This is a genomic window from Petrotoga halophila DSM 16923 (genome assembly GCF_002924615.1).
On the sequence record NZ_JALY01000161.1, the window covers coordinates 20,091 to 31,964 of the forward strand.

12 protein-coding genes are annotated in these 11,874 nt (G+C 34.1%); 4 read left to right on the plus strand and 8 right to left on the minus strand.

Annotation, left to right across the window (positions count from 1 at the left end):
• Window positions 1-180 precede the first annotated feature (180 nt).
• From AA81_RS07895 to AA81_RS07905, 3 genes are all read left to right on the plus strand, one after another.
• Entirely contained in the window at window positions 181-1,401 is a 1,221-nt protein-coding gene (locus AA81_RS07895; protein WP_169999688.1) for an ABC transporter substrate-binding protein, read from the plus strand.
• A gap of 88 nt (window positions 1,402-1,489) precedes the next feature.
• Window positions 1,490-2,398: a carbohydrate ABC transporter permease gene (locus AA81_RS07900; protein ID WP_103077678.1), complete on the plus strand. Its 909-nt coding sequence runs from the start codon at window positions 1,490-1,492 to the stop codon at window positions 2,396-2,398.
• On the plus strand, window positions 2,399-3,247 hold the full coding sequence (locus tag AA81_RS07905) for a carbohydrate ABC transporter permease (protein WP_103077679.1): 849 nt from the start codon (window positions 2,399-2,401) through the stop codon (window positions 3,245-3,247).
• Between the two features lie 78 nt (window positions 3,248-3,325).
• Here AA81_RS07905 and AA81_RS07910 read toward each other — a convergent pair whose 3' ends face one another.
• The 8 genes from AA81_RS07910 to AA81_RS07945 all read right to left on the minus strand — a co-directional run bounded on the left by AA81_RS07910 (window position 3,326) and on the right by AA81_RS07945 (window position 11,490).
• A complete protein-coding gene (locus AA81_RS07910; RefSeq protein ID WP_169999690.1) occupies window positions 3,326-4,276 on the minus strand; it encodes a sulfotransferase in 951 nt (316 codons plus the stop codon).
• A 20-nt stretch (window positions 4,277-4,296) separates the two neighbouring features.
• Complete coding sequence (locus AA81_RS07915) at window positions 4,297-5,010, minus strand: ABC transporter ATP-binding protein (protein ID WP_103898730.1); 714 nt, start codon at window positions 5,008-5,010, stop codon at window positions 4,297-4,299.
• Window positions 4,995-5,729, minus strand: a complete 735-nt coding sequence (locus AA81_RS07920; protein ID WP_103078745.1) for an ABC transporter permease — start codon at window positions 5,727-5,729, stop codon at window positions 4,995-4,997. The genes AA81_RS07915 and AA81_RS07920 overlap by 16 nt, the downstream gene beginning before the upstream one ends.
• Entirely contained in the window at window positions 5,726-6,652 is a 927-nt protein-coding gene (locus tag AA81_RS07925; protein WP_103078746.1) for an ABC transporter substrate-binding protein, read from the minus strand. The genes AA81_RS07920 and AA81_RS07925 overlap by 4 nt, the downstream gene beginning before the upstream one ends.
• Before the next feature lie 159 nt (window positions 6,653-6,811).
• A complete protein-coding gene (gene thrC / locus AA81_RS07930; RefSeq protein ID WP_103078747.1) occupies window positions 6,812-7,876 on the minus strand; it encodes a threonine synthase in 1,065 nt (354 codons plus the stop codon).
• Window positions 7,863-9,158 (minus strand): homoserine dehydrogenase, encoded by a 1,296-nt coding sequence (locus tag AA81_RS07935; RefSeq protein WP_103078748.1) that lies wholly within the window; start codon window positions 9,156-9,158, stop codon window positions 7,863-7,865. Before AA81_RS07935 ends, thrC begins: the two co-directional genes overlap by 14 nt.
• A 426-nt stretch (window positions 9,159-9,584) precedes the next feature.
• Window positions 9,585-10,544: a carbohydrate kinase family protein gene (locus AA81_RS07940; protein ID WP_103078749.1), complete on the minus strand. Its 960-nt coding sequence runs from the start codon at window positions 10,542-10,544 to the stop codon at window positions 9,585-9,587.
• A gap of 10 nt (window positions 10,545-10,554) precedes the next feature.
• Entirely contained in the window at window positions 10,555-11,490 is a 936-nt protein-coding gene (locus tag AA81_RS07945) for an aldo/keto reductase (RefSeq protein ID WP_103078750.1), read from the minus strand.
• A gap of 161 nt (window positions 11,491-11,651) precedes the next feature.
• On the opposite strand from AA81_RS07945, the gene AA81_RS07950 reads away from it, so the two are divergent.
• Window positions 11,652-11,849: a hypothetical protein gene (locus tag AA81_RS07950; RefSeq protein WP_103898731.1), complete on the plus strand. Its 198-nt coding sequence runs from the start codon at window positions 11,652-11,654 to the stop codon at window positions 11,847-11,849.
• Window positions 11,850-11,874 lie beyond the last annotated feature (25 nt).

The window sequence follows — 11,874 nt, forward strand, 5'->3', positions numbered from 1 at the left end:
AGGATTTCGCTTTTAATTGTATTTAAACATCCATAATTGTGTCTAATCACTAATAATTGCGTTTTTTTCGACTTGACATTCCTTGTTAATTTATATATAATCAAATAAAGCATTTTAATATGAATAACTATGACTTTTAGTTACACTGTGTTAATAAATATTTTGTTGAGGAGGGGTAATATGAAAAAAGGGTTAGTTTTTGTAGTATTATCAATGATGCTCTTATTAGCTGTATTTGCTTTTTCGGATGAAACTCTAAGAGTACTAGTCCCTATAGGTGGAGGTTATACCATAGAAGACCAAGAAGCCATTGCCAAGGAATTCGAACGAGATAATCCAGGAGTAAATGTGGAAATGGAATATGTAGGATGGGATGAATTATGGAATAAAATTGTTACCTCAGTTGGTGTAGGCGCGGCGCCTGATGTTATGTATATTGGAAGCAGATGGATTCCAGCTCTTGCAGAAATGGGTGCTATTGAACCCATAGATGATTTAGTTACACAGGAAAAATACGATATGTATTGGGAAACTGTTTGGGATACTGTACGTTACAACGAACATATTTATGCAATAGTAAGAGCTATGTCTACTAAAGTTTTCATATATAACAAAGATCTCTTTAAAAAACATAATTTAGAAGTACCTAAAAATTGGGATGAATTGCTACACGCAGCCAAAACAATTCATGACCCCAAGAACGGTGTTTACGGCGTTGCTATGGCTGGACAAAAGTTTATTTCTACAGTTACTCAGTTCCAACATTATCTTTATGCAAATGGTGGAAGAATTCTTGACGAAGAAGGTAATGTTGTTATAAATGACTCTAAAGCCATTCGTGCTTTAGATTTCTATAAGGAACTTTCTTCTTATGCTCAACCAGCTATTATTGAATGGAGGCGTGAGGATTTAATTAAGCTTTTTGAAACTGGAAAAGTTGGTTTTTACTTAGACCATGTCCACAATGCTTTAGCAGCAATGGAAAAAGGCGTAGATGTAGGCTTGCTCAAATTCCCCGGTGGCCCAGATGCCGATCTTCCTTACTCGACAGTAATAGTTACTGATTCAATGGCTATAAGTGCTCAATCAAAAAATAAAGAACTAGCCGCAAAATTTATAAATTACATGACCACTCTGGAAAAACAAGCAGAATGGGACCTAACTCTAGGCTTCGTACCTCCTATGAAAAGAGAAGCTGAATTGCCAGAGTTTCAAACATGGTATTGGAAACCTTATATTGAAGTTATCCAATATGGTTACCCAGAAGCTGTTGGAATAAAAGATTGGGAAGCTGTTCAACAAGTTATAGTAGACGCAATCCATAGCGTTTTATTAGATGTTTCTGAACCAAAGCAAGCATTAGATAATGCTGCCAGAATAATATCCATATTGCAACAATGATTTAACACCATAGCTATTGGGGGGCTCTTCATCTTAATATAGAGGAGCCCTATAAATAAAAATAAGAAAAGAAAGGTGATTTTGTTTAATGCTTTCGAAGAAAAAAAGTACTCCAATATACTTTTTGCTTCCTTTAATAATCGCAGCAGCGATTTTTATAATTTATCCATTATATAAAGTAGTTGAACTCTCCTTTTACGATGCAAATTTCTTAAACCCTAACAATAGAACATTTGTTGGGTTAGAAAATTATAAATGGCTTTTTAATTTTAAACTTTTCAATCCAAATATTTCTTATTTTTTATCAGCTTTCTTGAGAAGTTTGTTGTGGGTTGGAGGTTCTCTTCTATTAAAGCTAGTGTTAGGAATTTTCGGTGCTATGATTTTTAACAGTGATCGATTATATGGAAAAAAGGTTTATCGAAGTTTAGCCATTATTCCGTGGGCAATCCCCTGGGCAATGGCTGCAATGATGTGGGCTTGGACTTTAAATAGTCAATTTGGTATAGTAAATTCTATTTTATTAAGGCTAAATATTATTAATTCTCCCATTTCATTCTTGTCTACTCCGACACTAGCTTTTATAACAACTTTCGTAGTAGATGCATGGGTAGGATTACCTTTTATGATAATTATGATTCTTTCTGGTTTACAATCAATCCCCGAAAGTTATTATGAGGCAGCTAAGATAGATGGAGCAGGAGATTTCAGAATTTTTTTTAAAATAACTTTACCTTTACTAAAACCTGTCATCTTAACAGTTTCGCTCCTCTCGTTAGTATGGACATTTAATTCTTTTGATATTATTTGGATTTTAACTAAGGGAGGACCTTTAAGTGCTACCGAAACACTACCAGTTGCTATTTATAATATTTCCTTTCTTTTCCAAAAATTTGGAGGAATTGGAAAAGCTTCTGCAATGACAATTTTTCAAGTAGGATTTGTTACAATAATTTCTTTATTTTATATTAAGACACTTGAAAGAGGTGAATTTTAATTGAAAAAAAATTGGAAGTCTATTATAAAAACTTTTCTAGTCCAGCTTTTTGCTATATTGTTAATAATTTTTTTATTGTTACCTATTTATCAAATGGTCATCACAAGTTTAAGACCCTCAGATTTATCTTGGGAAGTACCTAGTCCATTGTTTCCAGATAAATTTACGCTTTCGAACTTTGCTAAAGCTTTTGAATTAGTTCCCAGACTCCCGCGCTATTTGCTAAATAGTTTTGTATATGGAGCCGGAGTAAGCTTAATATCCTTAATTATTGCCATTCCTGCAGGTTATGCTTTGGGGAGGTTTAAGGAATTTAAATTTAGAAAACCAATTTTAATGTTTGTTATTTATGCAAATATGTTTGCCCCTATAATGCTCTTAGTTCCCATATACGTTATAATGAAAAGTCTAGGATTAGTAAACACCTATTTTTCTGTTATCTTAGCTGGTTCGATTTTTACTATACCTCTTTCTACTTGGCTAATGACTTCATATATTCAAACTTTACCAAGTGAAATAGAAGAAGCAGCATTAATCGATGGCTGTTCAATATTTAAAATACTTCCAAAAATAGTCATCCCTATGACTGCACCAGCAATAGTTTCTATTTTCATTTATTCTTTCATAACTGGCTGGAGTCAACAATTTATATTAGCCTTAGTTTTAATAACAGACGATAAGCTAATGCCACTAACTCAAGGTTTGTACCAATTTTTTAGTAGAAGTTCAGTTAGATGGAACGAATTAATGGCTGCCATTTTGATGTCGACTTTAATTCCTGTTGTTTTGTTCCTAATTTTCCAAAAATATATAGTAAAAGGGATGACCGCCGGGAGTCTTAAAGATTAACATCAGAAACTGTTTTTTCGACGTTGTAGCTTGATTACTATATTCAGCTTTAATAACTTAAAAATTATTCTCACATTTTCATGCAATTTCAAACCTGTATCCTTTCTCCACCTTTTCGCGCCATTCTGATTCTTGACCATAATTAAACTTTTTCATCAATTGTCCACAATGTTTTTCCACAATAACTGCTTCCTTATTTTTCCACTCTTTCCAATGGGGGATAACGTAGTTTTTGGAACTGGAGTTAATTTTTCTATTCAATAGTTGTGGTTTGAACTCATAATTCTTTGAAAAACCGTCTTCAAAATTGGTAATAAAATCCAAAAAATCTTTGAAATACTTTTCTCTATCCTGATTTATCAAGAGATCTTCATATCTAAAAACTTTAAAATTTGCTTTGCTGCTCATTTTTTCGAGAATAAAAGAATTAAGTTTGTTATAATACCAGCAGAGTTTTTCAAATTTCGACATATTTTTCCATTTTTGTGCGTAAGGATCATCTTTGAAATCAGTTGCCTTCATGCTTATATTTAAAAAAGGAAAATCTATTTTACTATACAGCAGGGATGCCTTTGTACTCATTACAGATCTGATCCATGTTCGGGGATCTCTAATAACAAATACAACTTTGCTGTTTGGAAATACTTTCTCAAGTAAGTCTACAACTCCATGTAGATGGTTATTCGATTCAACATAAAGCTCAGTGATAACATCTTTAAGAACGGACTTTCGCATTTGTTCTATATACCTTAATGCCTTATCATCGTTAACCCTTCCCGCACGTCTGTCGCTACTAAGTTTATACATAGAATATTTTGGAGTTAATTGACCTATTGTCATTCTTAAAAATCCATATTTTTTAATATCTTTCTTCCATTTGTTCCTATCTGTCACAAAAACTCCAGCGGGCTCATGAGTAGAATAACAATCATCGATCATAGAAGGAAGAACTTTACCTATGAACTTAGTGCCGGTCCTACCTGTGGAGACAATGAAAACTGAATGTTTGTATATAGGAATAAATCTCACCTCCAAACCTCTTTATGCTTTTAAACCAATACATCTTCAGATTGGCTCATTACAAACTTTGTAATCTGGCTTTCTAACTCTAAAAATCTTTTATCATAAATATTTTTCTCATCTTTCGAAAGATTTATATTAAAAACATTTAATATTCTAGCAGGTCTTTGCGACAAAATAACTACTTTATTTCCCAGCATCAATGCCTCTTTTATGTCATGGGTGACCATTAATATTGAAAAATAATTTTTCTTCCACATCTTTTCTATATCTTTTATTATTGATAGTTTAATATTTAGATCCAAAGATGTGAAAGGTTCATCCATAAGCAAAATCTGTGGTTCAACTAATAAAGATCTGGCAATATTTACCCTTTGTTTCATACCTCCACTTAATTTAGAGGGTAAAAGATTTTCAAAACCTTCTAAACCTATCATACCGATAATTTGTTTAATTTTCTTTTCATCGTCTAAAACTATTTTTAGGTTGTCGTAAACCGTTCTCCAAGGTAATAATCGAGGTTCTTGGAAAACGTAACCGATCTTATCAACAAAGGTCTCAACTGTCCCTTCACTTTGCCTTTCTAATCCTGAAACGATCCTAAAAAAAGTGGTTTTTCCACAACCAGACGGCCCCAACAAAACGATTTTTTCTCCTTCTTGCAAATCAAGACTCCAGCCATCTATAACCAGAAAATCTCCAAACCTTTTGGTTAAACTATCAACTTTTAGTACATTTCCCATTTTTCTAACATCCTTCTTGAAATAATTTTAAATACACGCTCTGTAACTATACCTAATACAACAGCTATGATAGTAATTGCATAGATCCTAGGAACATCGACATACTGTCTCGCCCAAGCAAGTTCTACCCCCAAACCATTTCCACCAACTAGAAACTCTGTAACTAACACAACTTTCCATACATTCCCTATCGAAACTTCTATTGCTGCAATTACAAACGGAATGATCGAAGCTAAGTATACATGCCTAAATATTTTAGACCTTGATACTTTGTACAACCGTACCATCTCAAGTAATTTTCTATCGATGTTCTTAATCCCAGAAGCGGTTGTAAAAACCGTATTAGGTAAAATGGCCATAGTGCTTATTAAAATAGGACCACGCCATCCAACCCCCCATAGAAATACAACAAAAGCAAGCCAAGAAACCACCGGTATGGCTTGTATCATCATCAGCATAGGCCTAAAAATTTCATATATCGTATCGCTCATTCCCATTAAAAACCCCAAAATTATTCCGATAAAAGAGGAAAGAAACAAAACAATCAAAGTTTTCCATATCGTGTTCCATAATGCCACATAAAACCTCGGTGTACTTAGCTGATTTATTAAATTGCCTAAAACTTCATGAGGAAAAGGTAACACAAAAGATGAACCTATGACAAAAGAAAGAAAGTACCAAAGTAAAACGATCAACACAATTCCAAAAATAGTTTTCATCGATAATAAAATCCTTCTGTCGGTAAAGCAGGCAACCCTTCCGGATAAAGTTCATGCATCGTATTTAAAAAGTTATCTACTTCTTCTTTACATTCCACAATAGGAATGTATTCAAAAACTAATCTATTCATAGCTTCTTTAAGTATTGGAACGGGGATAGTTAAGTATTCGTTGGTTATTTTTAATGATTGATCTAAATTTATATTAGCCCACTCAACACTTTCAGAAAACGCATTCTCAACTTTTGAAACGATATCAGGTTCTTTTTCTAAAATCTCCTTTTTAACAAAAAGTCCTGCTATAGGAAGACCATACTTTGAACCTGAGATTTTATTCCATTCATTTTGAAAGTCTAAAATTATTTCTCCTTCTGTCCCTGTTATAGCTAATGTAGCAAATGGTTCTGGTAAAGCAGCATATTCTACCTTACCTGCTTTGAACAGAGAAACTATCTCCTGGGGAGGAAGGTAGCTGAATTTTACATCTTTATCAGGAACCAAACCATTTCTCACCAAAAGATACCTCATCAAAACGTCTACAGTTTGACCTCGACCATGAGGAGAATAGATTTCACAACCTTTTAAACTTTTTACATCTTCAAAATCAACATTGCTACTTCCTACCAAATAAAATGCTTTCCACTCGTGAACGCCTAACAATATTATTTCTAAACCTTGAGCGTATAAATTTGCACCTACGGTTATAGGAAGCACGGCAAAATCTGCTTGATTGGATACCAACAACGCTACCGCTTCATTAGCATCCTTCCAAAGACTTACATTTATTTCTACCTCTTCTTCTATCGTATCTTCCATCAACCCTGTTACCGGAACGACGGTTGGACCTAAAGGATTAGTGACTGTAATAGAAAAGACCAAGAGTGTAAAGAAAAAAGAGACGATTAACAAAGTTATTTTTTTCATGGGTATTTTCCTCCTGCATCTCTCTAATTTAATATCTTTAGAAACTCTAAACTTTACATATAGCGCCCCTTTACCAGACGTTAAGGGGCAAACCCCTTAAAAACCTCAAAACCTTATTTTGTTTAAAAAGTTCTTTTGCACAGAACAGCAAAATACTGATTACAGTCCTATCATTTTCAATATCCTACCAATTTCTGGTTCTACTGGATTGACCCTTGGTATCACACTGATCGCAGTATCGGGATCTTTTAAACCATGTCCCGTGAGCACCGCAACAATTTTACTTCCTTTTTTTATCTTATCAAATTTGAGCATCTTTTTAACACCAGCTACCGAAGCTGCAGAAGCAGGTTCTGCAAACACACCTTCGAGTGATGCCAATTCTTTATACGTGTTCAATATCTCCTCGTCGGTGACAAAATTTATAAACCCACCAGATTCTTTTGCGGCTTCTACAGCCTTCTCCCAATTAACTGGATTCCCTATTCTTATGGCAGTTGCAATGGTTTCTGGTTCCTTTATGACCTGATTTTTTACAATAGCGGCCGAGCCTTCCGCTTCAAAACCGATCATCTTGGGCAACTTGTCTGTTTTGTGATCTTTAAAGTATTCTTTGAAACCTTTCCAGTATGCTGTGATGTTTCCCGCATTCCCCACTGGAATCGCCAATATATCAGGAGATTTACCACCTAGTTGATCACATACCTCAAAAGCTGCACTTTTTTGCCCCTCTATCCTATATGGATTAAGTGAGTTCACAAGGGTTATAGGGTAATTGTCGGCAATCTTTCTTGTAATCTCTAAGGCAACGTCAAAATTACCTTTTATCGGTATAACTATAGCCCCGTGCATTAGAGCCTGAGACAATTTTCCGAGGGCGATTTTCCCTTCAGGAATTATAACCGCTGTTTTTAATCCTGCCCTACTTCCATAAGCCGCAGCGGAGGCAGATGTGTTACCCGTTGAAGCACAGATTATGGCTTTATCACCGTTCTGAACCGCTTTGGTTACGGCTAACGTCATTCCCCTGTCTTTAAAAGATCCCGTGGGATTAGCCCCATCATATTTCAGATAAAGCTCAATATCCCAAATATTACTAATTTTTTCTGCAAATATCAAAGGAGTGTTCCCTTCTTGCAAAGTAATTATTTCTGTTTTCTCATCGACGGGCATGTATTCTTTATAAGCATTTATTATACCCGGCCAAAAACTAAAATTTCTCATTGAAATCCTCCACCCTTATTATATTTTTTATTTCTATCACATCATCTAATTCTTTCAACGAATCGATTGCTTTTTTCATTTTTTTCTCTTCGATTGGATGCGTAAGTAAAAATATTGGTACAACAGGATTAAGTCTGTGTTTTTGAATTACAGAAGCGATGCTAACTTCGTTATCTCCAAAAGCCTTGGCTATTTTTGCAAAAACACCGGGTATGTCATTAACTCTCAATCTTATATAGAAAGAGTTTTCAATCTCATCTGTCCCAATTAACTTCAAGCCGTTTAACCTTCCGATACTGTATTCGTTTTCAATATGGTATTTAATACTTTTGGCAGCTTCCATAATATCTGCAACAACCGCGCTTGCGGTTGGCATCTCTCCGGCACCTTGTCCGTAAATCATTATATCTCCAACAACGTCTCCGTGAATCTGTACGACGTTGTATACACCGTTGATTTTTGAAAGCGGATTACTCTTTGGTATAAAAGTTGGATGGACCCTTATATCCAACATCTTGTCTTCGTACCTTTTTCCAATAGCCAATAATTTGATAGTATATCCTAATTCCTCAGCTATTTCTATATCTTCCCTTTCTATCTTATCAATCCCTTCTACATAGATTGAATTAACATCTATAAAACTCTCAAAGGCTAATGAAGACAAAATACTTATTTTATATGCACAGTCCAAACCACTTACATCAAAATATGGATCACTTTCCGCATAACCTAGGCTTTGAGCCTTTTTTAAAGCATCTTCAAAATCAATGGATTTTTCAGTCATTTGAGTTAAAATATAATTCGTAGTCCCGTTTAGAATCCCATAAATTCTTCCTATTTTATTTGCAATCATAGACTCTTTCAGAGTTTTAATTATTGGGATTCCACCACCCACGCTTCCTTCATAATATACCTTGACATTATTGTTCTTTGCTAGTTGAAATATCTCTCTACCATACTTAGCTAATATTAACTTATTGGCTGTTACAATATTTTTGTGATGGTTGATAGCTTCTTTAATATACCCTAATGTTGGGGTTTCTCCACCAATTAACTCCACCACGAGCTGAATTTCAGGATCTTCTATGATCTCTTTATAGTCTTCAGTAAGCAATGAAGCATCTACATCGTACTTCCTTTTTTTATTCTTTTCATTCACCAAGATCCTTTTGATTTGAATTTCCTCACCTAGTTTTCTTTCTATATCTTTCTTTTTAGTTGTGAGGATATTGTACACGCCTCCTCCAACCGTACCGCAACCAAGAAGACCTACTTTAATCATTGTAACTCCCTCCCTTTTCATTGACAATAACTAACCCCGGATGTTGATAGTTGAAAAAGTTATGAAATATTTTCTTGAGTTATGAAATTGAATGTTCAAAAGGTTTTTAATCAAAAGAATTCTATAACAACTTGGTTTTCAACAATTTTATCAACGTACTTTTCAACCTTTAATGTTTAAAAGTACTTTTTCACTAAATTTGTCGATATCTTAGTCGATAACAAAGTTGATAATCAAAGATATCAACATAACATTCGATAAAATCATTAAAAATTTTTTTTGAACATCTTAGTTGATAACGACGTTCAAAATTTTTGCCACTTTTGAACCTAAACAAACTCTCATTAAAAAAGAAAAATAGAACTTTTGAACTATCAACATTACTCTATCTTCACTACTATCACATAATTAAATATAAAAACAAATTTATAAAAATTCAAATTGTCTAACTTCAGATAAAGTTGGCATAGCATTCGCAGCACCTTGTTTCGTAGCAACAACAGCTGCACACTTATTAGCAAAATTCGCATAGTCGACAAGTTCTTCTACAGAAATACTGTAAAAATCCTCCTTAGATAAATCCCTTAACTTATACAAAATGCCTGCCATGAAAGAATCTCCACAACCTACAGTTTCAACAACTTTTACTTTATAACCCGGAACTCTTTCAATAATACCATCTTTATAAACCAAAGAACCTTCACTTCCTAAAGTCACAAACAAAATAGAACCTTCTTTGATGGAAAGTGTTCTAATAGCTTCTTCAACATCTTTTTTTTCAGTTATATAAAATAGATCATCATCGCTCATCTTCAATATATCAACTTTTTTAATTATACTCTTCACAAGATTGTTGTAACTTTCCCTATTTTTCAACAAAGACTTTCTAACGTTAGGATCAAAAGAGGTTAATAAACCTCGAGAGATAAAATTGTCAAACAATCTAGTCAAAGTACTCGATGTAGGTTCATCTATAAGAGCTATAGAACCAAAATGAAAGATATTAAATTTTTCATACTGCAAATTCGCTATGTCTTTTAATTCTAACCTCGTATCTGCAGCATCATCTCTATAAAATTCATATTCAGCCTTTCCTTGAGCATCAACTGCAGCAAAAGCCAAACAAGTTTTCAACCCCTCAGCCCTAAAAGAATAGTCAGTATTCACTCCATTTTCTTTTAAGTACTCAAAAAGAAATTTACCAAATTGATCCTGAGCTATCTTCGTTAAAAAAGAAACATCGGCACCTAACTTTGCAAGGCCTACAGCCACATTAAAAGGAGATCCTCCAGGTCGCTTCTCAAAAAGCCCACTTTCTCCAAGTCCTTTGTTAGGAGACTTCGATATAAAATCAAAGAGAATTTCACCCGCACAGAGAATAGCCATATATTGCCTCCTATTCACCAACTATTTTTTCGATCTTTAGATAAATGTCATCGCTAAGCTCCCAATTTCCAGCTTCAATATTTTCCAAAACATGCTTCTCATCTTTTGAACCAGCAATAACTGTCGACACTTGTTTGTGATGTAATAACCAATTTATAGCCATTTGAGATAAAGGTCTTCCAATTCTATTGGCTAAAATCTTTAATTCTTCAACTTTTTCTACACTTTTGATAAAAAGCTCTTTATTCTTAAATATTTCATCCATTGCTCTAGGATCGTTTTTCGGTGGTTCATAATCCTTTGAAATCTTTCCCGTTAACAACCCTTTCGCTAGAGGACTGTATGGAATCACCGTTAAATCATACTTATCAACGACTGGAAACAGCTCTTTTTCAACGTTTCTGACCAATAAGTTGTAATAATTTTGGGTGGAAACAATATCCACATATTTTATCAAAGTCTCTACTTGTTGTGCGCTAAAGTTAGACACACCGATGTATCTAGCTTTTTTGCTATCTAAAATCTGTTGTAACGCCTCAGCAGTTTCTTCTAATGGAGTATTGGGATCCGGCCAATGAATTTGATATAGATCAACATAATCACATTTTAGTCTTCTAAGTGAATCATCTATTTCTTTCAATACCCTTTCCTTTTTTAAATTATTCCTAATTCTTCCCCTTTGATCCCATTCCAAACCACATTTAGTAGCAATGTAAAGATCTTCTCTCTTTTTTCCTTTTAAAAATTCTCCAACTATTTCTTCAGATTGACCTCGACCGTAGGCAGGGGCGGTATCAAAAAAATTAACTCCATTATCGTAGGCTAAGTTCAATATTTTAACACCATTTTCCTTCTCAATAGGTCCCCAATTTCCACCTAACTCCCAAGCTCCGTATCCTACAACAGATACGTTCATATCTGTCTTTCCAAACTTTTTGAACCTCACAAAAACCACTCCTTTTCTAATTTGATTCTTAACTTACAAAAACAATGGGTATTCCTTGTTATTATTATACCATATAGAAAAATTCGTTGGTTTGTTAATTAGTTTCACAAATATGATAAAATTGCATATGAATAAAAAAAATTAAAGGGAGTTCATATGATTTGAAAGTCAAAAATATTATCGTTACGATAAGTTTGATTATCATGGCTCTTACCACTTTTTCAGAAAAACTTAATATCATTTTAGGCGAATATTACCCAGATGTATACGATGAACTCAGAAGTGAAAGACCATATAAAAAATCTTTTTCTCACGAAGAAAGCGTCAACTACCCACCGTCTAAAGACGGGGGCTTGTGATGAACAAGCCTTAGTTGGCTACCCT